Annotated in this window: 15 protein-coding genes, 9 tRNA genes and 3 rRNA genes; 21 read left to right on the top strand and 6 right to left on the bottom strand. The window is 44.3% G+C overall.

What is annotated here, in order from left to right; all coding sequences use genetic code 11:
* Positions 1-2,331: a bifunctional glutamate--cysteine ligase GshA/glutathione synthetase GshB gene (gene gshAB / locus NST34_RS04010; RefSeq protein ID WP_341127218.1), complete on the top strand. Its 2,331-nt coding sequence runs from the start codon at positions 1-3 to the stop codon at positions 2,329-2,331.
* A gap of 81 nt (positions 2,332-2,412) precedes the next feature.
* Here gshAB and NST34_RS04015 read toward each other — a convergent pair whose 3' ends face one another.
* Entirely contained in the window at positions 2,413-2,856 is a 444-nt protein-coding gene (locus NST34_RS04015) for a hypothetical protein (RefSeq protein WP_341127219.1), read from the bottom strand.
* Positions 2,857-3,012: 156 nt separating this feature from the next.
* Between NST34_RS04015 and NST34_RS04020 the strand changes: the two genes are divergently transcribed.
* Genes NST34_RS04020 through NST34_RS04030 form a run of 3 tightly spaced genes read left to right on the top strand, consistent with a single transcriptional unit; the run spans position 3,013 to position 6,347 of the window.
* Entirely contained in the window at positions 3,013-4,296 is a 1,284-nt protein-coding gene (locus NST34_RS04020; protein ID WP_341127220.1) for a glycoside hydrolase family 5 protein, read from the top strand.
* Positions 4,297-4,306: 10 nt separating this feature from the next.
* The gene (locus NST34_RS04025; protein WP_076300313.1) at positions 4,307-4,954 is read left to right on the top strand and encodes a response regulator transcription factor; all 648 of its coding nucleotides are present in this window, start codon (positions 4,307-4,309) and stop codon (positions 4,952-4,954) included.
* Positions 4,938-6,347, top strand: coding sequence for a sensor histidine kinase (locus NST34_RS04030; protein WP_341127221.1), 1,410 nt, complete (start codon positions 4,938-4,940; stop codon positions 6,345-6,347). Before NST34_RS04025 ends, NST34_RS04030 begins: the two co-directional genes overlap by 17 nt.
* 714 nt (positions 6,348-7,061) lie before the next feature.
* Here the strand turns inward: NST34_RS04030 and NST34_RS04035 are convergent.
* Genes NST34_RS04035 through NST34_RS04045 form a run of 3 tightly spaced genes read right to left on the bottom strand, consistent with a single transcriptional unit; the run spans position 7,062 to position 10,095 of the window.
* On the bottom strand, positions 7,062-8,201 hold the full coding sequence (locus tag NST34_RS04035; protein ID WP_341127222.1) for a DHHW family protein: 1,140 nt from the start codon (positions 8,199-8,201) through the stop codon (positions 7,062-7,064).
* Between the two features lie 13 nt (positions 8,202-8,214).
* Complete coding sequence (locus tag NST34_RS04040) at positions 8,215-9,600, bottom strand: MBOAT family O-acyltransferase (protein WP_341127223.1); 1,386 nt, start codon at positions 9,598-9,600, stop codon at positions 8,215-8,217.
* A 6-nt stretch (positions 9,601-9,606) separates the two neighbouring features.
* Positions 9,607-10,095 (bottom strand): DUF4358 domain-containing protein, encoded by a 489-nt coding sequence (locus NST34_RS04045; RefSeq protein WP_042184975.1) that lies wholly within the window; start codon positions 10,093-10,095, stop codon positions 9,607-9,609.
* Between the two features lie 227 nt (positions 10,096-10,322).
* Between NST34_RS04045 and NST34_RS04050 the strand changes: the two genes are divergently transcribed.
* Positions 10,323-10,763, top strand: a complete 441-nt coding sequence (locus NST34_RS04050) for a HEAT repeat domain-containing protein (protein ID WP_340974174.1) — start codon at positions 10,323-10,325, stop codon at positions 10,761-10,763.
* Between the two features lie 11 nt (positions 10,764-10,774).
* Entirely contained in the window at positions 10,775-11,353 is a 579-nt protein-coding gene (locus NST34_RS04055; RefSeq protein ID WP_341127224.1) for a hypothetical protein, read from the top strand.
* A gap of 80 nt (positions 11,354-11,433) precedes the next feature.
* On the opposite strand, the gene mbcS is transcribed toward NST34_RS04055, so the two are convergent.
* Positions 11,434-13,029, bottom strand: a complete 1,596-nt coding sequence (gene mbcS / locus NST34_RS04060) for an acyl-CoA synthetase MbcS (protein ID WP_341129503.1) — start codon at positions 13,027-13,029, stop codon at positions 11,434-11,436.
* Positions 13,030-13,193: 164 nt separating this feature from the next.
* Here mbcS and NST34_RS04065 point away from each other — a divergent pair, with 164 nt between their 5' ends.
* Both NST34_RS04065 and NST34_RS04070 read left to right on the top strand, forming a co-directional pair.
* On the top strand, positions 13,194-13,715 hold the full coding sequence (locus tag NST34_RS04065) for a GNAT family N-acetyltransferase (RefSeq protein ID WP_076300319.1): 522 nt from the start codon (positions 13,194-13,196) through the stop codon (positions 13,713-13,715).
* A gap of 187 nt (positions 13,716-13,902) precedes the next feature.
* On the top strand, positions 13,903-14,607 hold the full coding sequence (locus NST34_RS04070) for a hypothetical protein (protein WP_339244981.1): 705 nt from the start codon (positions 13,903-13,905) through the stop codon (positions 14,605-14,607).
* Between the two features lie 112 nt (positions 14,608-14,719).
* On the opposite strand, the gene NST34_RS04075 is transcribed toward NST34_RS04070, so the two are convergent.
* Positions 14,720-14,845: a DUF4023 domain-containing protein gene (locus NST34_RS04075; RefSeq protein WP_052404154.1), complete on the bottom strand. Its 126-nt coding sequence runs from the start codon at positions 14,843-14,845 to the stop codon at positions 14,720-14,722.
* Positions 14,846-15,012: 167 nt separating this feature from the next.
* Between NST34_RS04075 and NST34_RS04080 the strand changes: the two genes are divergently transcribed.
* The 13 genes from NST34_RS04080 to NST34_RS04140 all read left to right on the top strand — a co-directional run bounded on the left by NST34_RS04080 (position 15,013) and on the right by NST34_RS04140 (position 25,640).
* Complete coding sequence (locus NST34_RS04080; protein WP_341127225.1) at positions 15,013-19,341, top strand: S-layer homology domain-containing protein; 4,329 nt, start codon at positions 15,013-15,015, stop codon at positions 19,339-19,341.
* A gap of 472 nt (positions 19,342-19,813) precedes the next feature.
* Positions 19,814-21,371, top strand: a 16S ribosomal RNA gene (locus NST34_RS04085).
* A 231-nt stretch (positions 21,372-21,602) separates the two neighbouring features.
* A 23S ribosomal RNA gene (locus NST34_RS04090) occupies positions 21,603-24,531 on the top strand.
* A 73-nt stretch (positions 24,532-24,604) separates the two neighbouring features.
* Positions 24,605-24,721 (top strand): 5S ribosomal RNA (rrf, locus tag NST34_RS04095).
* Together the 16S, 23S and 5S rRNA genes with 9 tRNA genes alongside form the textbook arrangement of a ribosomal RNA operon.
* Positions 24,722-24,779: 58 nt before the next feature.
* A tRNA-Ile gene (locus tag NST34_RS04100) sits at positions 24,780-24,856 on the top strand.
* Positions 24,857-24,859: 3 nt separating this feature from the next.
* Positions 24,860-24,935, top strand: a tRNA-Asn gene (locus NST34_RS04105).
* A 5-nt stretch (positions 24,936-24,940) separates the two neighbouring features.
* Positions 24,941-25,033, top strand: a tRNA-Ser gene (locus tag NST34_RS04110).
* A gap of 16 nt (positions 25,034-25,049) precedes the next feature.
* Positions 25,050-25,121: transfer RNA gene (locus tag NST34_RS04115), tRNA-Glu, on the top strand.
* 6 nt (positions 25,122-25,127) lie between these two features.
* A tRNA-Val gene (locus NST34_RS04120) sits at positions 25,128-25,203 on the top strand.
* 17 nt (positions 25,204-25,220) lie between these two features.
* Positions 25,221-25,297, top strand: a tRNA-Met gene (locus NST34_RS04125).
* A gap of 72 nt (positions 25,298-25,369) precedes the next feature.
* Positions 25,370-25,446: transfer RNA gene (locus NST34_RS04130), tRNA-Met, on the top strand.
* Between the two features lie 25 nt (positions 25,447-25,471).
* Positions 25,472-25,549: transfer RNA gene (locus NST34_RS04135), tRNA-Asp, on the top strand.
* A 16-nt stretch (positions 25,550-25,565) separates the two neighbouring features.
* Positions 25,566-25,640: transfer RNA gene (locus NST34_RS04140), tRNA-Gln, on the top strand.
* Positions 25,641-25,642 lie beyond the last annotated feature (2 nt).

Consider the following 25,642-nt stretch of genomic DNA (forward strand, 5'->3'; position numbering starts at 1 on the left):
ATGGCTTTATTAAATCGTAAACTCATACAGCTTTTAAAGGATAACCATTTGAATAAGGAGATTTTTCACGGAGAATTTGGACTGGAAAAAGAAAATGTCAGAGTGGATCCAGAGGGAAGACTTGCGCTGACACCACATCCAAAAGCCTTTGGAAACAAGCTGGAGAACCCCTATATTCAAACGGATTTCTCAGAGAGTCAGGTTGAAATGGTGACACCCTCTTTTGATTCTATTGAAGAGACTTATAACTTTCTGGAGGCGCTGCAGGATATTGTGTCGCTAGAGCTTAATGAAGAATATCTGTGGCCGAGTAGTAATCCTCCCATGCTACCGAATGATAAGGACATTCCCATTGCCAGAATGGGTAATCCGGTAGAGGACGAGTATAGACATCAGCTAGCCGATAAGTATGGTCGTAAAAGACAATTGCTGAGTGGGATCCATTATAATTTCTCTTTTGATGAACAATTTCTAAAAAAGCTTCATGATATCGCTGATCCACAAGAGAGTTTTAAAGATTTCAAAGATGCGACCTATTTAAAAATAGCCCGCAACCTATTGCGATACCGCTGGCTTCTAATCTATTTAACAGGTGCTAGTCCTGTTTTTGATAAGACTTATATGGAGCAATGTGTGGCACGTGGTGAATCGGATGATGATAAAAGCTTCTATTATCTGAATATGAATTCACTGCGAAATAGCGAATGCGGGTATCGGAATGAAAAGCCTCTCTATGTATCTTTTGACTCGCTTACGGAATATGTACATGATTTACAAGCGTTGATAGAATCGGAAGAATTATTAAGTGTAAAAGAGTTCTATAGCCCGGTTAGAGTGAAGACGGCAAGAGGTAAACATCCGTTAGAGGAGCTGCTGCAGGATGGGATTGCCTATTTGGAGCTTCGTTTTATTGATCTCAATCCACTCTATAAAATAGGAATAAGCAAAGAATCAATGACTTTCATTCATCTGTTTATCCTGTATATGTTAATGAAAGAGGACGAACCGTTCGGAGTAGAGGATCAGAAGATGGCGAATCTTAATCATGATCAATTGATCATGGAGGGGATCAAAGGCTGTTTGCATGATTACGGAGATTCTTGCGGGACAATGGAACAGAAGGCTTTAATTTGTATGCAAGAGATGCAGGATATGATACAGCTATTGAACCCAGAGGATAAACAGTTCTCGAACGTTCTGAACGAAGCTAAGGATAAGATTCTAAATTCAGATCAGAGCTTTGCGGGAATTGTGAAGTCGGAAGTTCAACAATCCTCTTTTATTAAATATCATCTGAATAAAGCCAAACAATATGCTAAGGAAAGTCTTGCGAATGGATACCGATTTGTCGGATATGAGGATTTGGAGCTATCTACACAGCTTCTGCTGAAGGCAGCGGTTAAACGTGGGATTAAGTTCCAATTGCTCGATCGGGAAGAGAACTTCGTTGTACTTACGAAAGGCGATCATAAAGAATACGTTAAGCAGGCTACGAAGACATCCCTGGATTCTTACAGCACGGTACTAATTATGGAGAATAAAATTGTTACGAAGGAAGTTCTCAAACAACAAGGCATTCGTGTTCCCTCAGGTGAGGCATTTGGAGATCTGGAAGCGGCAATGAATGCATATGGCACTTATCGTAATAAGCGAATAGTGATCAAACCCAAATCAACCAACTTTGGACTCGGCATTACTATTTTTACAGATGATTTCTCCAAAGAAGATTATCAAAAAGCCTTCGCAATCGCCTTCGAGCATGATCGAACAGTGCTGCTTGAGGAATTTATGACGGGGAAAGAATATCGTTTTCTAGTCATGGGTGATGAAGTAGTCGGAGTATTGCACCGGGTTCCGGCGAATGTGGTCGGTGATGGTGTACATACAATAGAAGAGCTGGTTCACGAAAAGAATAAGGATCCGCTAAGAGGTCGTGGCTACAAAACTCCGCTTGAGAAGATTCGGATTGGCGAAGCAGAAGAGATGTTGTTGAATAATCACACTATGGCTTGGAGCGATATCCCTCCATTGAATGAGATCATCTACCTGCGGGAGAATTCGAATATTAGTACCGGTGGAGATAGCTTAGACTTTACTGATGAGATTCCTGACAGCTATAAAGATCTGGCCATTCAATCAGCTAAAGCTGCAGGGGCCACTATTTGTGGAGTAGACATGATGATTGATGATATTAGGGAAGTGGCTACCGATACCAATTACAGCATTATTGAGATCAATTTTAATCCAGCGATTCATATTCATTGTTATCCTTATAAAGGCAAGAACCGCCAAGCGGATGAACGGATTTTGGATCTGTTGTTTGGAGAATGAACAGAAGCTCAACCAGTACTTTTGGTTGAGCTTCTGCTTTTAAATGAGACAATTCGCTCATCCACCCGCTGCATATTAATGCTAGAAGTTACCCGCTGCCGCAACGCCACTAAAGTTTCTGGCTTGGACATTATTAAAGGGATCTGTTGCAGCAGCATTAGTGAAGATCTCCGCCGTGTACTGAATTTGACCTGCTGCGACCGCTGCTGGCGGTGGAACATCTACTGCTGTAAAGCCGAAAGCCTCGTTTTCTCTGCTGATCGCAACACCAAATGTTGTGGTGAAAATGATGGTTCCGTTTCTGCGAACATTAACGGTATTAGTGTTGGAAAGAGGATTGTTTTCTACTTTTAGAAATCCAGTCAAAAGTATGCGGACATTGCCTTGATTATCTGCCGATACGCCTGCGGTCTGAATACCAATATCCCCAAAAACAAGGGGAGTCGCTGCTAGTGGAATAACTGCTGGTGTAGCATCCGAAGCAGCTTGGTTGGAAAGTCTTAAATCTACAAACTGAATGGTCATATTATACTCACCTCCTAGAAATAGAATATGAAAGAGTAAGGTTCGATTCTTGGATTCGTATGAAATTCATCAGCTACCTACTTGTAGAGCTTGATTCCGACCCCTTGTGACACTCTTGTAACAGAGATTCGCTACGATAGGCTACGAGGTGAGAAAATGAAGAAATCTAAAGCTTTTATCGTGTTGATCTTATTGTTGGTTGTCGGATGCAGTTCGGTACCATCACAAGCCAATCCAGAACTGAAGAAAGAAGAGAAGAAGGAAGAAACGAAAGAAAGGAATGAGAAGTTAGCCTTCTGGGATGGCCAGAGAAAAGGAACCAATTTCATGAATTCAAAATCTTTACCGGAAAACTATGATGCTGCGAAAGAGCAGAATATTGAATTCATTCGTTTGGCACCAGATAAATGGGCAAAAGACAGTGACTTTTTATTTAATGACAAACCGGATGCGAACCCGGATAAAGATTTTCTAATAGGGAATGCAGATAAGTATGAAGGGATTGTTGAGGAGGATTTTGCCGAGTTAAAAGCGGACTTAGATGCAGCCGAGGCTCGGGGCTCCAAAGTAGTGCTGACCGTCCTCAGTCTCCCCGGAGATCGCTGGAGGCAGTTCAATAATTACAAAAATGATGACCGGATATGGAAAGATTTCAGTTATCATGAACAAGCGGCAGTGTTTTGGAGAGATCTAGCAAGCCGGTTGAAAGATCATCCTGCGGTAATCGGTTATAACCTGATAAATGAGCCACATCCAGAGACCGCCACGGGATTTAATGACTTCTGGACACAGGACTACAGCGAATGGTATAGCTCAGTAGAGAATACCCCTGCGGATTTGAATCTTTTATATGAGACGATAGTGACCGCTATTCGTACCGTAGATACGAAGACACCAATTATCGTAAATTCTGGGCTGTATGCTACGCCTTGGGCCTTTAAATATTTAAAACCGATCGATGATGAGAATGTGTTGTATGCTTTTCATATGTACGAGCCTTACGAGCTAACCAGTCAAAATAAGAAAAAAGGGTTAACCTATGAATATCCTGGAACGATAAAAGTAGGAGAAGATAAAACGGAAAAAGCTTTTAACAAGGAAGCCTTAAAGGAATTTCTGGAACCTGTTGCGCAGTGGGCAAAGGAAAATAACATCCCCGCAAACCGGATTGTTGCAGAAGAGTTTGGAACGAATCGATTAGTAAAAGGTGCAGATCAATACATGGCTGATTTAATCTCGATTTTTGATGATTTCGGCTGGCACTGGGCGTTTTATGCTTTCCGCGAGGATACTTGGGACGGTATGGATTATGAATTGGGAAGTAAGCCCCCAACCTGGGAATATTGGCAAGCGATAGAGAATGGCGAACAGCCTCCTCGAAAAGTAGTCGATAGCCCAATATGGGAAGTATTGAAGAAAGGACTTGAAGGAAAGGAGTAAATGATGCTACTTGAACATTCTAATTGCGGATGATGAGAAACACATGACTACTATATTGAAGACTTATTTCGAAAAAGAGGGCTATAACGTTTGGGTAGCTATGGATGGGGAGGAGGCGCTGGAGCTCTTTTTTTCGAATAAGATCGACCTTGTGGTACTGGATTGGATGATGCCTAAGCGAAGCGGGATTGAGGTGTGCAATGAAATCAAGCAGGTTAGTTTAGCTAAGGTGGTCATGTTGACCGCTCGATCTTCCCATGACGATGAATTTAGCGCATTAGATATCGGTGCAGATGAATATATAAGAAAACCATTCGATCCACGGATCTTAATGCTGAGAATCAAAAAAATGCTGGGTACCGAAAAAGTAGCTGCTATACGGGACTTAGAAATTGATTTTGAGCGAAAAAAAGTGTTCAAGAATGGGGAGGAGCTGTCCCTATATAAAAAAGAGTTTGAACTGCTAACCTTCCTATACGAGAATAAAGGCCGGATTTTGTCCAGAGATTCTTTGTTATCTTCCGTTTGGGGGATGGATTATCTTGGTGAAGAGAGAACCGTGGATACACATATCAAAAGATTACGCGATAAGATTGGGGCTGACCACGTAATTACACACAGGGGAATGGGGTACAGCTTCCATGATAAAAATCAATAAAATAAGCACGAAGTTATTGATTATGGTAAGTATTATTCTGCTGATTGTATTTGGGACGTCCTATTCATTGCACAATTTTTTCTCGTCTGATTATTACCTTTACAAAATGAAAACCAAAATTAACGACATATATGACGAAGTAAAGGATCTCAGTCTGGATCAGCTCATGGAGAAAGAAACAGCGATCGAGAACAATAACAATGTAACGATAGTTAGGGTTGAGAACAACGGAAGCGCAACAATAATCAATGAGAACATTCAATTTGCGTTGTACAAAGATAAAGTGGCACTTAATAAGTTCTGGATTACGGAAGAAGTTTTGCAAAAGGTAAATGAAGGAAAAACGGTGAATCTATTATTTAATCAGGGGAAATTGAAGTCCAGCCTGTTAACGAAAATATATGAGCAGGATGGTAGCTTAATCCTCATCGGCACAGTGGTTGTGCACAATACAGATGCTTTAAACATCGTAAACCAATTCAGCTTCTATTCTATTCTTTTGGGGATTATTATTAGCTTGCTGTTAGTGGCTTATTTTTCGAGGAAAATCATTACTCCGTTGGAGCAATTGCAGGATGTAGCGAAGGATATCTCCAATCTTGATTTTAAACAAGTGACGATTAAATCCGGAGATGAAATCGAAGAATTATCAAAGAGCATTAACCAGATGAGTCAGCGCCTGAAAAGTGCCCATGCAGAGCTGGAAAAGAAAAATCAAAGCTTAAACACACTGATCTCAAGCATTTCACACGAGGTAAAAACACCGTTATCCTTAATCCAGGCGTATACCATTGGCATTCAAGATGATTTGGATGATGGTACGTATACGGATATCATTTTGGAACAGGTGAAGTATACGTCTGATATGGTGGATTACTTAATTAAACTGTCCAAGATTCAAAAGACCGAAGTGTATAAAGAAAAATTCGATCTTAAAGAGCTTCTGCTCAAAGTGATCTCACAATATAACATTACGCTTAAAAATAAAAACCTGACATTACAGACCGACTTCCATTCGGTTGAACAATCCATCGTTGAAGAGGATATTAGCCAGATAGAAATTGTATTCAACAACTTAATTAGTAACGCCATTAAATATGGGGAAGAGAATGTCTTTGGAATCTCAGTAGCGAATGATACCCAAGGCACTTTGAAATTCACCATTACTAATAAAACCACGCGCCTAAAAGAGAAGCATCTAGCGTATATTTGGGACCCGTTCTATGTCATCGAGGAGTCTCGGAATAAAGAAATCTCAGGAACTGGACTTGGCCTGTCTATCGTCGCGGAGATTCTAGCTAAGAATGATCTAAAATATGAAGCCACATTAGAGGATTCGTATATTAGTTTTAGTGTTTGGTTTGATGTTGAGGTTACAGAAAATAATTGCTAGTGGGAGGAAAATGTCCCTTAAGAAATCTTCAGTTACTGTTGCAACTCTTTCACTCTTAATCAACCTCATAATGAATATGTATCAGGCACTATCAATGATTAAATGTTTAGATTAGGGAAAGCCTCCCTAATTATGTGAGATTAATCGTGCTCCAAGCGATAATTAGGGAAAATCTCCCCAATTATCAGGGTGTTTCATTCATAAAGAGGATATTCTCGTATTTATTAGGGAGGATTTCCTTAAAAGTCACAAATTGAGCCGATAATTGACTAATTTTAGGGAGGATTTCCCTAATCCGCAAAGTGGTGTGATGTGAAGCTTAATGCAATGCTAGTGGAATTGAATTGCAGCTCATAATAAATGAAGCACTCCTTCAAGGAGGATTCATTCGCTTTAAAGCTATCGGCAGAGACACGATTCTACACATAATCGTGAATGGTTTTTAGATTTAACCCATAAATATGGTGAAAAGTAACGGAGGGAATTTTGGAACTGTAGGAGCGGAGCGTTCGCCTTTGTCTCCGGATGTTATCCGCTGATAGCGGTAAAATCAAAAACATCTGGAGACAACAGCGACCGAAAGTCCAAACTTCCCGCAGTTACGCCCCATCACCATATTCATCACACAATCACCATATTCATCGCCCCATCACCATATTCATCACACAATCACCATATTCTTCACCAGCCATCACCATATTCATCGCCCTACCATCAATTCAGCTTCAAGATCGAAGCATTATCAACAAAAGTAGCTGTATTAAACAGCATCAATACATCCTTGATATCATTCTGAGCCATGTACTCACTGATACTCCCGTTATAATAACGAATGTCGATCACGTGGATTTCCGGTACATGCTGAGTCAAAAAAGGGATGACACTATGCGCATAGGAGTCCTTGATGACGAGCAGCTTCTCCTGTTTGACCACTTTAGGATCAAGCTGACTTGTGATTTTCATAAGGGCATGAACGCCGCCTAGGAAATAAGAGTATTTATCTTTTTTCTCCAGATAGCTTGGATCGTACATACTTGTTAAAGTCTCACCCGTATCTACAATATGCATCTTGGTGGATACATCATGAACTGGCTTATACATTTGAATGGAATCTGGTGCCACTCCGTTAAATTGACTCCGCGTATGGTAGCTTCCAAGGAACGAATCGCTAACCGTCTCAATCTCGAATTCGCTCTGGGACAGAGGTTGCCATCCCATACTTTTAGCATAAGCTATGTAAGCCAAATAAGCGCCGTAGGTTGTCCAGTGATGATCGGTCCGATAATAAATGTCCTCTGCGGCATGAGGAGCAAGAACATTAAATCCATTTATAAAAGTAAGGCTATCCCCTACATCCTCAGCAATCGTTTGATTCACCTCGGCTTGCGAATATACGGGTGCTAACCAGGGCAGACGCTCGTTGTACAAGCCTACCGATGTCGGCGCAAGCAGAAAGGTCGTTTTGGCTTCCGCATTTTTATCGGCAAAACGCTTCACAGCCGCTGTATATTGCTGAACCTTATTGTGATCAGGTGCCTCAAATTTTTCGAATAAGTAGCCATCTTTCCCCTTATAAATTCCGTTATTCTCTTGCTGCAACCTCATTTGCTCCATCGCCGATTTCACCCATACCCATTTGGCGCGAAAAGGGAAGTGATCGGTTACGAAGCTTTCCGCCTCTTCCGCGTAGGTGTGGGATAATAAATTGTCCCATGTCAGTTGGGGAGCGCTTTGCAAATATCGGTTTTCTAGCTCAGAGAAACGTTGAACTGGCAATAAGAAAAAGGTTATACCCACCAGAAACAGCGTCGCGACAAATCCCACCACTAGTATTCGATCCGTTCTCTGCTTCATAAACAATCACCCCCTAGAATCGGAAATATAAGAATGGGTTAAAGGTAGCATCCACTAAGTAAGCGACAGATAGGAAGAACAGCACACCATACCAAATCAGAGAAGGGATCGTTCTAGCATCCATACGCTTGAAAGCTTTTAAAGGTGCAGAGGCTAAAGTTAGTACCACAAGTAGAATCGCGTTTGTGTAAGTGAAGTATAAAGTAGTGGTATCCCACAATGGCTGACCGTTAAAGCCGAGCATCGCTTGCAAGTAACTAAGCACCAATGGAAGTTCTTCAAAGGCGAACAAGACCCATCCGACGAGAATAAGTACAATGGCATATAGATGCCTAACCCAGCGCGGTAGGCGGCTCAGTAGCTTTAATCCCCACCATTTTTCAAAGATAAGAATAACCCCAAAGTATAATCCCCAGAGTAGAAAATTCCAGCTTGCTCCGTGCCAGATTCCCGTCAACAGCCAGACGATGAGGATATTGCGCACTTGAATGCCTAAACCCCGGCGGTTGCCTCCAAGCGGGATATATACGTAGTCACGAAACCAACTGCTAAGGGAAATATGCCATCTCCGCCAGAAGTCGGTAATGCTCTGTGAAATATAAGGTTTGTTGAAGTTCTCGTTAAAGCGGAAGCCGAACATAAGTCCGAGGCCAATCGCCATATCCGAATATCCACTGAAATCAAAATAGATCTGAAAAGCAAATGCAATAATGCCAATCCAAGCGGTTAAAGCAGGCATGGAATCTAGATTGGAGCTGGAGATGGTGTGCCAGAGCAAACCGATGTTATTGGCAAGCAGCACTTTTTTGGCTAGTCCGATAATGAATCTCCGTACACCCTCTGCGAACATGGGGATATCCACCGAACGCGCTCGTAATTGCTCTGCGATGGTGTTGTATTGAACGATAGGACCGGCTACTAATTGCGGGAACAAGGCTACAAACGTACCAAAATCAATCCAATTTCGCTGTGCTTTAGCAGTTCCTCTGTATACGTCAATGATGTACGACATGGATTGAAAGGTATAGAACGAAATCCCAATAGGTAGTGGTAAATCAGTTAATGGGATATGAGTACCGAGGAGTTCATTTACATTTTGGATGAGAAAATCTGCATATTTGAAATACGACAATAAGCCCAGGTTAATAACCATAGAGCTAACCACAATCCACTTGCGCTGTACCTTAGTTAGCTTCGGTCTACTAAGAAGTAGACCAAAGCCGTAATCCGTAATGGTGGACAGCAACATAATTACAATGTAGACGGGTTCGCCCCAAGCATAAAACACCAGACTGCTTAAGAACAATATGAGGTTTTTGATTCGCCAAGGCGAAACATAGTAGAGTGCAAGGACAGCCGGCAGGAACAGGAATAGGAACAGTAGGCTGCTGAATACCATCGCTAATTATTTTTTAGTAAACAAGGTATCAAATTCAGTCACCAGCTGATCAGCACTCTCCGAAATCACGAATAAGATGTAATTGCCTTTTGTGACCAGCTTATAATTTTGGGCGTTCTCATACTGATCCGGAAGGTATTGTTCGAATTGCTTTTGAATATCAGTCGCACGCTCTTTGACGGCGGTTTCGACAGTAGAGATATCTTTTGCATCTTTAACTTTTAAAATGGCAATTTCGTTACTTTTCACATTCATCATTGGCATTCTAATGCTATAATCTTCAAGTAATGATGGAGCTAGATGGTACAGCTGAGCTACCATATCTTCTTCAACTTCCATTAATGAAGGCTGTTCCACTTTTGCGAGCATCTCGTCGATCATTTCTTTCGGCGTCAGATTGGTTTCGACAACGGCTTCATTGTTACTACTGGAACAGGCGCTAAGCATTACACTTAATACAATAGTTAACGCTAGAATGAAGGTATGTTTTTTCAATTAGGTCACTCTCCTTGGTGTGTTTGATCTACGTTTCTCTAGTTAACTAACGTAAAGAGTCTATAGAATGTTGCGGGACACTTTCTTTCGAATACTTTACCCCAATTTTGTGGAAATATGTTTGAAGGAAAAGGTCATGCAAAGATCTTCCTCTCTTAGCTTGCGCAATGGTTGGTTATACTGTTAATGTTAGATAGATAGTTTTGAATAGAAGGGGATTGAACGGAATGATCGAAGAACTGAACAATAATGGACTACCGGAGAATTACGAGGAATTAAAGAAAGCTGCCAACCGCTCTGCGGATTGGAGAGCCCGTCTAGAAGCTGTTGAAGAACTGGGACAGACGAACCACAAACAAATTATCGATATCCTGACGCGTTTAATGGAGAGCGATCCTGTATATACAGTTCAAGAAGCGGCTTACCTTAAACTGAAGGCATTCGGCGAAGATGTTAAAGTACCGTCCAAGAATAAACCGGAGCTAGTAAAAGGCGTATCCAAAATACTCCTGAGAATCAAGAAGAGCTTGCCAAGAGATCATTCGTACGAAGATTTCAAAGAGAAACTGAAGAAGATGAGAATCGACGTGTACGATATTTACGAAGGCGAAAAGGGCGCTGACTTTGACGCTTGGCTGATGAAGATGTGGAATTCCTCGAACAAGTAAAGGATGACAACATGCAAACTAACAAATTGACAGAACAATTTCAAGAATATATTAAGCTTTCCGCTGACTTACGTCCTGACTATATTGCCAGCTTAGGTAACGGTGATAATGAAGCGGAGATTACGGCGATTTTTCCGGAAGCCCCTGAACTGCTGAAGGCCATTTATAACACAGTTTCGGGTACAAGCAGTGAGGAAGAAGAACCAAGTCTGATCGAATTTATTCCAGGATATCGTCTAATTCATATTAATGAATATGAAGCAGAGATGAAGATTTTAGCTGGAATATTGGAGGAAAAAGGCCATCAAGTGGATGGCGTTATCTTGCCGATCTTAACGAACTACGGTAGCGACTTCATTTGTTACTATAAATCTGCAGATGGTGTGGAACGTGTATGTGACCTGCTGCATGATTTTGGGGATCTGATTGTTATGTATGAATCACCTGAAAAGTTCCTGGAGACTTTATGTGAGTTCTACAAGCAGGAGGTTTATTTCCTGGATGAAGAGGGTTACCTCGATTGCGATTTAGTAAAAGAGGGCGAAGTAGGCGCGGCTCTAAACCCGGATGCGAAATATTGGTCCGAGTAACAAGCTGATACCCTATAAAGAAGAGCAGCAGTCCTATTACGGACTAGCTGCTCTTTGTATATTAAATATCTACTGTTATGTTACTCCTGTGCAGCACGTTTCTCCTGCTCGCGAAGCTCTACTCTCCGTATTTTTCCGGAGGTTGTCTTCGGAAGATCTTGAATGAACTCGATTTTGCGTGGATATTTATAAGGAGCGGTCCACTCTTTAACATGGGATTGCAGCTCCTTCACAAGCTCTGGAGAAGCGGCGGTCTCATCTTTTAGTACAATAAAAGCTTTAACGATGTGTCCGCGGATTTCATCCGGACTTGCTACGACCGCGCATTCCTTAACCGAAGCATGTTTCATAAGGGCTTCTTCTACTTCGAAAGGACCTATGGTGTAGCCCGAACTAATGATAATGTCATCTCCACGGCCCTCGAACCAGAAATAACCCTCTTCATCTTTCCGTGCCCGGTCACCAGTTATGAAGAACTCGCCGTGAGTAGAGCTTTCTTTTCTGCCAGGGTCTTTGTAATAGGTATGGAATAACGCTGGCATGCTTAGGTGCACTGCGATATCTCCAACAACTCCAGCAGGTAACGGAATGCCGTCCTCATCTACCACTTCAATTAGACCAGGGGCAATAGACTTACCCATAGAACCTATTCGGATAGGTGTATCTTTGAGAGTACCGATAATAAGCGTACTTTCTGTTTGACCGTAACCATCACGAATCGTGATATTGAATTCCCGCTGGAAGGTGTTGATAACCTCTTGATTCAAAGGCTCTCCAGCGGAAACCGCGCAGCGAAGGTGGGACAAGTCATACTGATTGAGATTTTCTAATTTGGCCATCAAGCGATATTCGGTTGGCGTACAGCATAATACCTCGATGTTGTGATCTTGTAACAACTGCAAATATTTTTTGGGATGAAAAGATCCACTATATACAAAGCCGGTCGCCCCGTTGCCAAGGACGGTTAGGAAGGGGCTCCAGATCCACTTCTGCCAGCCCGGTGCTGCTGTTGCCCAAACGGTGTCGGTTTCTTTGATATCGAGCCATTGAGGCGATGTGATACGTAAGTGAGCATAACCCCAGCCATGACTGTGAACGACTGCTTTAGGGTTGCCAGTTGTTCCAGAGGTATATGCCAAGATCGCCATATCGTCCCGGTGGCTTTCGACTGCAGTGAATTTATCTGGCTGATCAATTATTAGGCCTTCCAGATCTAGCCATCCATGACCGAGCTCGTCAGGGTCGCCGGATACGGAAAGACGGTAATCCAGAGCAGGCAGATCGTCCGAGATTTTATTAACTTCATCAGTGACCTCGGACCAAGCAATAACAGCTCTGGCTTCGGAATGCCGCAGACGATAAGATAGATCCTTGGCGCGAAGCATTTCTGATGAAGGGATAATGGCAAGTCCTAGCTTCAGACATGCTAAATAAATGACATAAGCGATGATTCGACGGGGAACCATTACAAGAACACGATCCCCTTGCTGAAGGCCGAGTGCTGCGAGCCCTCCGGCAAGCTGGTTAGCTTGCTTGCGAAGATCTCCGTAAGTGATCTCCTCGTAGTCTCCTTGTTCATTCAACCACTTAAGCGCAATCTTTTCCGGAGCATGACGTTCCATTTCCGAAGTGAGATTGTAGTACTCAGGTGCGATCCACTGCTGATTATCCAATATGAACCTCTCCTATATAAAACAAGATGTGTATAACTGTTATGCTTAGTATAGCACGTTATCCTAGTACCAGGTACTAGTACCTTGATGCCTAAATTTGATATCATAGGGTTCAGAAGGTTAAGATAACTTGTGTAAATATAAATCCAGAAAGTGAGAACTATGTTATGAATCACACAACTTTTGATGAAATATTCGCTATTATGGAAGCCTCTTTTCCTACCTCCGAGATCAGAACCTATGAGGGACAACAGGAGTTATTGGATGTTCCACATTACCGATTGATTACCGAAGTGAATGCTGAGGGGAAAATCATTGCTTTTATAGCTTGCTGGGAGTTTCCAGGATTTCGATTTGTAGAACATATTGCCGTGGACCCAAGTATAAGAGGTGGGGGCATTGGTAAAAAGCTGATGGAAGAATATATCCGTCAGTCGGGCAAGCCTGTGCTTCTTGAAGTAGAGCCGCCACTGGGTGAAATGGAACAACGGAGAATTGGCTTTTATGAGCGACTGGGCTTCCATTTGAATCCTTATGCGTATGTGCAGCCCCCTCTGCGTGAGGGAAATGCGGATTTACCGCTTCAAATTATGACTTACCCTAACCCTGTCGATGTAGAAGAATTCAATCTTTATAGAGAAATTTTATATACAGAAGTGTATAAGGTTACAACGCCGTATCAAAGTTAATCTAACAGCAATCCGTACGATCCTTTTTAGGACAAGCGGGTTGCTGTTTTTATTTTTTTTGAATTAATGATATTTTGATTTTTTTAATTACAAAATGGGTACAAGTAAGAAACAACTTAGAGACATAATCTTATTTTGTTTGAGCTAAAGTAAGAACAAAGATTGAACTTTCTAGGAGGGCTTACTTATGAAAAACAAAAAAATAATTATAGCAACAATGGTGTTTGGGATGGTAGTCACAGGATCAGCCGGTGTGTACGCAGGAACTAAACTTCAGAAAATTACGGCATATCTCAATCACAGCATTGGATTTAAGGTGAATGGCACGGCTTATACGCCAGTTGATAATAAAGGAAATGCACTGGCACCAATTACGTATAACAATACAACCTATCTTCCTGTACGTGCGATTGCTGATGTGATGAAGGTGCCTGTGACCTTTGATGCGGTGAACAATCAGGTTATTCTTGGTACAGGAGGCTCGGTGACTGACACTATTTCTCTGACTCCTGTACAATACAGCAACACTCAGAAAGAAGAGATTGTTAAAGCCTTCGCCAATTTCCAAGGTTTCGAAACAGCCTATGCACCTACTCAAATGGTGAGTGGAGACGCATTTCAAAAAGTAGTGGGTTCAGATGATGGTGTGAACTTTCTGTTTAAGCAGATGAAGGTGAACATTTCTCCTCGTGATTACGCTTACGAATATAAAGGTGAAACCGTAAAGCTCTCTAACGGAACCGAAGCTAAATGGTATAGTCCATCCACCGATTCGTTGTTCTTGACCTATAAACTGGATGATCGTTTTGTTACTATTAGTTCCCCGAATAAAACACTGAGTAAGACGCAATTAGAAAAAGTAGCAGTAAATGTAGTGAAATGGACGAAATAAGCCCTCATTAGCACTTATCTTTGTGCCTTAAAAAGTAAAGCAGCAAGTCTCCCATAGTTGGAGAGGCTTGCTGCTTCTTTGTCGTGTTTGGGAGCCAACGATTTAAACGCTTTTACTTACTGTGCTGTTTATTTGGCAGCTTTTGACTTGGTGTACTTTTACCGTGATTTTCTTTATTCTTTTCAGCTTTCTTTTGGGTGTCATGTACTTTTTCTACAAAAGCATGAGTATCGTCCATGTTTATCCTCCTTGATTGGCAACCTTGCCGTTACTGTAACCACTTTTGTAAGAATACATACACGATGTACTTTACAAACTTCTATGTTTATAAAGACATTGCGAAAATATTTAATAGTTACTATAAATGGATGCAAGCATTTCATAGAACAGTAAGGGAGACTGATTATGAATAGGTTATTTAAACAAGCTGTATCCATGACCTTAGCTTTCGTTATGGTACTGGGAATTACATTCACAGGAATACCAGCTTATGCTGAAGACAGCAATGGGGATGCTGGACTACTGCAATTACAATCGTTAGAGCCTGTTACATTATTGGCAGGGAATTCTACGTGGAAGTATCTAGATCACGGAACAGATCAAGGGACGGTATGGCGGTCCGTGTACGATGATTCAACATGGGCGTCTGGCCAAGCGCCGCTTGGTTATAAAGATAGTGGATCCGGAGTCAGCAGCAAGCAATTTGGTGCTCTGAACACAAATATAAGCTACGGTTCTAATAAGAGTATGAAATATCGTACTTCTTACTTCCGTACAAACGTAACGGTGAATAAGGAAGAGATTGCGAAATCCGATAAAATCTTGGGTAATTTCGCATTTGATGACGGAGCTGTACTATATTTGAACGGTAAAGAAATTTACCGTGAGGCTATGCCAGCGGGCGAAATTAATTTTCAAACAAAAAGTTCAACTAACTTAAGTGATCCAAACGAATATACCAAGGTAGACCTTACCGAAGTAGTAAAGGCTAACTTGAAGGACGGAAGTAATGAGCTTTCAGCTGAGGTGCATCAGTCAAGTGATGGTAGCTCTGACCTCTATTGGGATATGAACCTGATTGCTTATCCGGTAGTAGAGCCTGTAGAACCTGGAGTTGGTAAGCCTGAGTCCATCGCACTGACTTTTAACGGAAACCCTCAGACTAGTATGGGATTCAACTGGTATGCACCTGAGAGTGTGACGGGTACCAAGCTTGAAGTAGTAGAAGCTTCTAAATTAGTGGACGGTCAGTTCCCGGTAGGTGTTCAAACTTACGAAGGAACATCGGTTACAACAAGCGTGTATATGACCAAAGCGGATAAGTCAGCTAAAAAACCAGTTGTACTGACTAGCCATAAGGTCATTGCTGATCATCTGCAGCCGGGAACGGAGTATGCTTACCGTGCTGGGGATGGACAAGCTGACAATTGGAGTGACATCGGAACGTTTACAACAGAAAGCTCCAGTAATCAGGCATTTAAGTTCTTATATACAACGGACTCTCAAGGAACAACTGAAGGTGATTTTGAAATTTGGAATCATACCCTTCAAGAGGGATTGGCTAAATTCCCGACAAGTGAATTCATTCTGAATTCCGGTGATTTGGTAGACAACGGTGATATTGAGGAGCAATGGGGATGGTTCTTCAATAAACCAAAGGATATTCTAGCAAATATCCCATTGGTTCCACTGGTAGGTAATCATGAAAGTAAGAGTTATAGCAATTACACAACTCATTTTAATTTACCTAATGTCTCGAATACGGGCGCAAAACCAGATGGCTCTGTATATTCTTTTGACTACGGTTCAGCACACTTTATGGTTATTAATACAGAATATTATGGTGCTAGCTCGAGTCTTGAGAATAACGAAATTTACAAAAAACAAGTAGAGTGGCTGCGCAGTGAAGCCGCGAAAAGCGATCAGAAGTGGAAGGTTGTGCTTTTGCATAAATCACCTTATTCAGTTGCCAGTCACACAAATGATACAGATGTACTCTATTACAGAGCTAATTTGACAAAGGTATTTGATGAGCTTGGTATTGACATGGTTATCGGAGGACATGACCACACCTATACTAGAAGCTATCAAATGTACAACAATCAGCCGTTGACGGATATTAAGCCGGACAAAAACGGAGTGGTAACTGATCCTAAGGGTACGTTATACCTGATTACAAATGCAGCGGGTAATAAAAAATATAATGTTGGCGCAGGTCCGTTTCCTTTTGCAGCTAAATACGAGCAGCCTGGTAAGGAAATGTTCACAGGAATGACTGTAACGAATAATGAATTTTCATACGAAGCCTACACCACGACAACTGGTGGATCTACTGACTTGTATGATAAATACAGCATTCATAAGTCTGATGTAGCTGTTAAACCTGTGCAAAATGCAAAAGCTACTGTAGCAGATGGCGGTAAAATCACGTTAACTTGGGATGCGCCTGCATCCGGTGCACCGGTATCAGGATATCGCATTTATGAGCAAAATGATCTGATATCTGCAAACTGGACTCTCAGTGTTCCTAATACGGAAGGTCAAACTTCTTATAGTTACACTGTAGAAAATACTAATCCGAACCAAACCTATCAATTTGTTATCAAAGCGGTAAGTGACAGAACCAATTCAGAAGCTAAAATTGCTTCTACCGATTCTATCAAAAAAGTTACAGTTACCTTTAACGGCGACCCAGTGAGTGCAAAAGGATTCACTTGGTACACAGCGTTGAAATCTTCAGGAAACGACCTGCAGGTTGTAGAGAACACGGGCGTTACTCCAGACTTTACAAAAGCTGCTGAGTTTACAGGACGTTCAGCTGTTTCCAGAAATTCAAAGGATGAATTAGTTCATAAAGCTGAAGCTTCTGGCCTTAAGGCTGATACGAAATACTACTTCCGTGTAGGTGATAAAGCACTGGGATTGTGGAGTGCAGTGGGAACTTTCGAAACAGCTGCTAAGACAGGTGCATTTACTTTCATCGATCTGGCGGACACACAAGCTAAGACCGAAGATGAGGCTATTCTTTCTGGAGAAACGATGGCAAAAGCACTTACGACATTCCCGAATGCTGAGTTTGTGGCGATTAACGGAGATATTGTAGATACTGGAACCAATGAATCACAATGGAATTGGTTGCTTGGCCATTCGCAGGAAACCTTGCTAAATACGACTATTGTTCCAGTTGCGGGGAACCATGAGGATAAAGCGAATGCCTTCTATGAGCACTACAATATTAAGGAAGCTGCAGGCTCACCAACAGAAACAGGAGCATACTATTCCTATGATTACAGCAATGCGCACTTTGTAGTCTTGAACACGAATGAGAATTCGGATGAATATGCTAACTTCAGCAAAGCACAGTTGGATTGGATGAAGGCCGATGTAAAAGCAGCGAAGGCTGCTGGAGCGAAGTGGATTATCGTCGCTATGCATAAAGGACCATACACAACCTCTAACCACGCTACTGACAAAGATATTATGGGCGCTAATGGAGAAAGAGCGAAAGTCGCTCCAATGATGGCTGAACTGGGTATTGACCTGGTGCTTCAAGGTCACGATCATATCTATGCACGAACCAAGCCAATCAAGGCTGACGGAACTGCAGCAGACACAGTGAAAATCAAGGAAAGCTTCAATGGTCAAACGGTAGAGTACACAGTAAACCCAGATGGAACAATCTATCTGATTCCAGCTACGGCAGGAGCGAAGGTTTACTATAAGAACATGAAGAAAGAATTGGGAGATGCTTACTATAATCTCTTTGAAGTAGCCAATGAGAATACAGCAGCTAAATACGGAGCGGACCCAAGTGATGCTACGCGTCCAATGCGCGGTCAAGTTCAGACCTTTGTTGGTATCACTGTAGATGCAGGGAAGCTGACAGCTGTATCTTATGAGATTGATCAGAATGTTAATGAGGCTAGACCATATGTTCTTGAAGAGTTCGGTATTGTTAAGGGCGATGAGAATGGTGGAGTTACACCAACACCAACGCCAACAACAGCACCAACAACAGCGCCAACAACAGCACCAACAACAGCACCAACAACAGCACCAACAACAGCACCAACAACAGCACCAACAACAAAACCGACAGCAACACCAACACCAACACCAACACCAACAGTAGCGCCAACAGCTACACCAGCACCGACAACGGCGCCTTCACCAACTGCGACGCCAGTTAGTAAGCCATCTTTAACGGATACTAGCAATCACTGGGCGGCTGCTGTTATCGAGAAAGCAGTAGCAGCTGGCTTCGTTAGTGGTTATCCGGATGATACTTTCCGTCCGAATCAGAAAGTGAATCGGGTTGAATTTATCACAATGCTGGCACGTGCATTACAATTACCGGAGAATGGTGACACTTCAAGCTTTAAGGATTCTGCGAAGATTCCAGCATGGGCTAAGTCTTTTGTGGCACAGGCTGTTTCTCTGCAAATTATCAGTGGCTATGATGATGGAACATTCCGTCCTACACAGGAGCTAACACGTACAGAATTAGCAGTTATGGTTGTTCGCGCTCTTGGTATTACGGTAGATCCTAAAGCGACATTAACCTTCAATGATGCTAAGGATGTACCAGCATGGGCAGTGCCGTATATTGCAGCGGCAGCGAAATCAGGCCTTGTGAATGGTATAGGGCAGAATAAATTTGCACCTAACCAGAAGGCAACAAGAGCAGAGGCGGTTACCATAATCCTTGCATTATTAGAAAAAGGGCAGAAGTAATCTATTATCTGCGTGAAATGAACTCAAGCATAGCTTGTATCGAACAAAGGGGTCTCAGCTTATCTGCTGGGGCTCTTTTGTGTTTAATGCTTTTTGTATAAGAGGCCATCACTTTGCCGGAAAACATCACTAAGGAAGTGGACTATTATGATGAAGAAGTAACAGAATACAAAATAATATGAATTTTAAAAAAATGCTTGCAATGAATCTCTATACATGATATATTCTATTTCTGGCCGAGAAACACACATGCCGAGCTCGAAAAAGAAGTTAAAAAAAGAGCTTGACATTAAATAGCCGAACATGATATAGTATAAGAGTTGCTGCTGAGACATTAAACGGCGCCAACGAGAACTTGATCTTTGAAAACTGAACAACGAGTGAGTAGGAAATCACGAAAGTGAAATCCAAAATTAGAGAATTAATTTTCTCGTCAGATGTTTCAAAATGAGCATATCGCTCTTTTCAATACTAATTGGAGAGTTTGATCCTGGCTCAGGACGAACGCTGGCGGCGTGCCTAATACATGCAAGTCGAGCGGAGTTATTTTGAAAGCTTGCTTTCAAAATAACTTAGCGGCGGACGGGTGAGTAACACGTAGGCAACCTGCCCCTTAGACTGGGATAACTACCGGAAACGGTAGCTAATACCGGATAATTTCTTTTTTCTCCTGAAGAAAGAATGAAAGACGGAGCAATCTGTCACTGAGGGATGGGCCTGCGGCGCATTAGCTAGTTGGTGGGGTAACGGCCCACCAAGGCGACGATGCGTAGCCGACCTGAGAGGGTGAACGGCCACACTGGGACTGAGACACGGCCCAGACTCCTACGGGAGGCAGCAGTAGGGAATCTTCCGCAATGGACGAAAGTCTGACGGAGCAACGCCGCGTGAGTGATGAAGGTTTTCGGATCGTAAAGCTCTGTTGCCAGGGAAGAACGTCCGGTAGAGTAACTGCTATCGGAGTGACGGTACCTGAGAAGAAAGCCCCGGCTAACTACGTGCCAGCAGCCGCGGTAATACGTAGGGGGCAAGCGTTGTCCGGAATTATTGGGCGTAAAGCGCGCGCAGGCGGTCATTTAAGTCTGGTGTTTAAACCTTGGGCTCAACCTGAGGTCGCACTGGAAACTGGGTGACTTGAGTACAGAAGAGGAAAGTGGAATTCCACGTGTAGCGGTGAAATGCGTAGATATGTGGAGGAACACCAGTGGCGAAGGCGACTTTCTGGGCTGTAACTGACGCTGAGGCGCGAAAGCGTGGGGAGCAAACAGGATTAGATACCCTGGTAGTCCACGCCGTAAACGATGAGTGCTAGGTGTTAGGGGTTTCGATACCCTTGGTGCCGAAGTTAACACAGTAAGCACTCCGCCTGGGGAGTACGGTCGCAAGACTGAAACTCAAAGGAATTGACGGGGACCCGCACAAGCAGTGGAGTATGTGGTTTAATTCGAAGCAACGCGAAGAACCTTACCAGGTCTTGACATCCCTCTGAATCCACTAGAGATAGTGGCGGCCTTCGGGACAGAGGAGACAGGTGGTGCATGGTTGTCGTCAGCTCGTGTCGTGAGATGTTGGGTTAAGTCCCGCAACGAGCGCAACCCTTAACTTTAGTTGCCAGCAGGTAAGGCTGGGCACTCTAGAGTGACTGCCGGTGACAAACCGGAGGAAGGTGGGGATGACGTCAAATCATCATGCCCCTTATGACCTGGGCTACACACGTACTACAATGGCCGGTACAACGGGAAGCGAAACCGCGAGGTGAAGCCAATCCCATCAAAGCCGGTCTCAGTTCGGATTGCAGGCTGCAACTCGCCTGCATGAAGTCGGAATTGCTAGTAATCGCGGATCAGCATGCCGCGGTGAATACGTTCCCGGGTCTTGTACACACCGCCCGTCACACCACGAGAGTTTACAACACCCGAAGTCGGTGGGGTAACCCGCAAGGGAGCCAGCCGCCGAAGGTGGGGTAGATGATTGGGGTGAAGTCGTAACAAGGTAGCCGTATCGGAAGGTGCGGCTGGATCACCTCCTTTCTATGGAGAATCGTCTTCTGCAATGAAGACATTCAAATCGGAAGTTAAACTTCCAAATCTCAGGTTTAGGCCTGTTACTCACTCGTTGCTCAGTTTTGAGAGTTTAAGCTCTCAGTAAGACTTGATCCTTGAAAACTGGATACCGAAACGAATTTGCGTTTTAGAACATCTTTTAGCAACTTGTGTAAACAAGTAAATGTTATTAGTGAGATTTTTCTTAGGAAAAATCAAGGTTAAGCTAATAAGAGCACACGGAGGATGCCTAGGCGCCAGGAGCCGACGAAGGACGTGGCGAACAACGAAACTGCCTCGGGGAGCTGTAAGCAAGCTTTGATCCGGGGGTGTCCGAATGGGGAAACCCAGCTGTGGTAATTCGCAGTTACTCATCTCTGAACACATAGGAGATGTAGAGGCAGACCAGGGGAACTGAAACATCTAAGTACCCTGAGGAAGAGAAAACAATAGTGATTCCGTCAGTAGCGGCGAGCGAACGCGGAACAGCCTAAACCTAAGAGCTTGCTCTTAGGGGTTGTGGGACGTCTCACATGGAGTTACAAAGGAATATGGTAGGTGAAGAGGTCTGGAAAGGCCCGCGATAGAGGTAAAAGCCCTGTAGCCTAAACTGTGTTCTCTCCGAGACGGATCCCGAGTAGTGCGGGGCACGTGAAACCCCGTATGAATCCAGCAGGACCATCTGCTAAGGCTAAATACTACCTGGCGACCGATAGTGAAACAGTACCGTGAGGGAAAGGTGAAAAGCACCCCGGAAGGGGAGTGAAATAGAACCTGAAACCGTGTGCTTACAAAAAGTCAGAGCCCTATTAATGGGTGATGGCGTGCCTTTTGTAGAATGAACCGGCGAGTTACGTTTAACATGCAAGGTTAAGTCGAGAAGACGGAGCCGCAGCGAAAGCGAGTCTGAATAGGGCGATTGAGTATGTGGACGTAGACCCGAAACCGTGTGATCTACCCCTGTCCAGGGTGAAGGTGCGGTAACACGCACTGGAGGCCCGAACCCACGCATGTTGAAAAATGCGGGGATGAGGTGGGGGTAGCGGAGAAATTCCAATCGAACTCGGAGATAGCTGGTTCTCCCCGAAATAGCTTTAGGGCTAGCCTCGGTATAAGAGTAGTGGAGGTAGAGCACTGATTGGGTGCGGGGTCCGCAAGGATTACCAAGCTCAGTCAAACTCCGAATGCCATATACTTATTGCCGGGAGTCAGACAGTGAGTGCTAAGATCCATTGTCAAAAGGGAAACAGCCCAGACCATCAGCTAAGGTCCCCAAGTGTGTGTTAAGTGGGAAAGGATGTGGAGTTGCACAGACAACCAGGATGTTGGCTTAGAAGCAGCCACCATTGAAAGAGTGCGTAATAGCTCACTGGTCGAGTGACTCTGCGCCGAAAATGTAACGGGGCTAAACACACCACCGAAGCTATGGCTAGATACGTATGTATCTGGGGTAGGGGAGCGTTGTATGTGGGTTGAAGGTGTACCGTAAGGAGCGCTGGACAGCATACAAGTGAGAATGCCGGTATGAGTAACGAAAAGATCAGTGAGAATCTGATCCGCCGAAAGCCCAAGGTTTCCTGAGGAAGGCTCGTCCGCTCAGGGTAAGTCGGGACCTAAGGCGAGGCCGAAAGGCGTAGTCGAAGGACAACAGTTTGAAATTACTGTACCACCGTAATCCGCTATGAGCGATGGGGTGACGCAGGAGGGTAGTGACGCGGACTGATGGATATGTCCGTCTAAGCAGTGAGGCTGATGTGTAGGCAAATCCGCACATCATTAAGGCTGGGCTGTGATGGGGAGCGAAAATTACAGTAGCGAAGGTCATGATCTCACACTGCCAAGAAAAGCCTCTAGCCAGGAGAAGGTGCCCGTACCGCAAACCGACACAGGTAGGCGAGAAGAGAATTCTAAGGCGCGCGGAAGAACTCTCGTTAAGGAACTCGGCAAAATGACCCCGTAACTTCGGGAGAAGGGGTGCCCCGGTAGTGTGAATAGCACGAGGGGGCCGCAGTGAAAAGGCCCAAGCGACTGTTTAGCAAAAACACAGGTCTGTGCGAAGCCGCAAGGCGAAGTATACGGGCTGACGCCTGCCCGGTGCTGGAAGGTTAAGGGGAGTGGTTAGGGGTAACCCGAAGCTATGAACCGAAGCCCCAGTAAACGGCGGCCGTAACTATAACGGTCCTAAGGTAGCGAAATTCCTTGTCAGGTAAATTCTGACCCGCACGAATGGCGTAACGACTTGGGCGCTGTCTCAACGAGAGATCCGGTGAAATTTTAATACCTGTGAAGATGCAGGTTACCCGCGACAAGACGGAAAGACCCCATGGAGCTTTACTGCAGCTTGATATTGAATTTGGGTACGATCTGTACAGGATAGGTGGGAGCCGTAGAAATCGGAGCGCAAGCTTCGGTGGAGGCGCCGTTGGGATACCACCCTGATCGTATCTAGGTTCTAACCTAGTACCCTAATCGGGTACGGGGACCGTGTCAGGCGGGCAGTTTGACTGGGGCGGTCGCCTCCTAAAGAGTAACGGAGGCGTTCCAAGGTTCCCTCAGAATGGTTGGAAATCATTCGAAGAGTGCAAAGGCATAAGGGAGCTTGACTGCGAGACCTACAAGTCGAGCAGGGACGAAAGTCGGACTTAGTGATCCGGTGGTACCGCATGGAAGGGCCATCGCTCAACGGATAAAAGCTACCCTGGGGATAACAGGCTTATCTCCCCCAAGAGTCCACATCGACGGGGAGGTTTGGCACCTCGATGTCGGCTCATCGCATCCTGGGGCTGAAGTAGGTCCCAAGGGTTGGGCTGTTCGCCCATTAAAGCGGTACGCGAGCTGGGTTCAGAACGTCGTGAGACAGTTCGGTCCCTATCTGTCGTGGGCGCAGGAAATTTGAGAGGAGCTGTCCTTAGTACGAGAGGACCGGGATGGACGTACCGCTGGTGCACCAGTTGTTTCGCCAGAAGCATGGCTGGGTAGCTACGTACGGACGGGATAAGCGCTGAAAGCATCTAAGCGTGAAGCCCCCCTCAAGATGAGATTTCCCAATTAGTAAGACCCCTTGAAGACGACGAGGTAGATAGGTTGGAGGTGGAAGTGCAGTAATGCATGGAGCTGACCAATACTAATCGGTCGAGGGCTTATCCTATACTTAATACGCAAATTCAATTCGGATTCAGTTTTCAGGCATCAAGCCTGAGCATTTACGCTGTAAATGCCCGTTTGGTGGCGATAGCGGAGGGGTTCCACACGTACCCATCCCGAACACGACCGTTAAGCCCTCCAGCGCCGATGGTACTTGGACCGAAGGGTCCTGGGAGAGTAGGACGTCGCCAAGCGGACAACCACATTACCCGTGGTATTTTTTTTGCCCTTAATATTGATGTGTCTTAAAAAGGGCCTTTAGCTCAGCTGGTTAGAGCGCACCCCTGATAAGGGTGAGGTCGGTGGTTCGAGTCCACTAAGGCCCACCATATTCCCTGATAGCTCAGTTGGTAGAGCACTCGACTGTTAATCGAGTTGTCACAGGTTCGAGTCCTGTTCGGGGAGCCATTTATGGAGAGGTGTCCGAGTTTGGCCGAAGGAGCACGATTGGAAATCGTGTAGGCGCCACAAGCGTCTCGAGGGTTCGAATCCCTCTCTCTCCGCCACAAAGTTTATTAGCATGGCCCGTTGGTCAAGGGGTTAAGACACCTCCCTTTCACGGAGGTAACATGGGTTCGAATCCCATACGGGTCATAACATGGAGGCTTAGCTCAGCTGGGAGAGCATCTGCCTTACAAGCAGAGGGTCGGGGGTTCGATCCCCTCAGCCTCCACCATATTCATTTAAGAACGACGCGGGGTGGAGCAGCCCGGTAGCTCGTCGGGCTCATAACCCGAAGGCCGCAGGTTCAAATCCTGCCCCCGCAACCAAATTTTCCTTAAGCATGATGTTTTGGGACTAGCTGGCGTAGTGTAAATGAATAGTATATAATTATTAAATGACGCGGGGTGGAGCAGCCCGGTAGCTCGTCGGGCTCATAACCCGAAGGCCGCAGGTTCAAATCCTGCCCCCGCAACCAATTTACTCTTATGCATTATGTCTATGGAACCGTGGTGTAGTTGGCCTAACATGCCTGCCTGTCACGCAGGAGATCGCGAGTTCGAATCTCGTCGGTTCCGCCATTTAGTTAATTATTGTTGGGGATTAGCCAAGCGGTAAGGCAACGGACTTTGACTCCGTCATGCATAGGTTCAAATCCTATATCCCCAGCCATT

It is taken from the genome of Paenibacillus sp. FSL H7-0714, assembly GCF_038003765.1.
In the GTDB taxonomy this organism is placed as follows: domain Bacteria; phylum Bacillota; class Bacilli; order Paenibacillales; family Paenibacillaceae; genus Paenibacillus_AQ.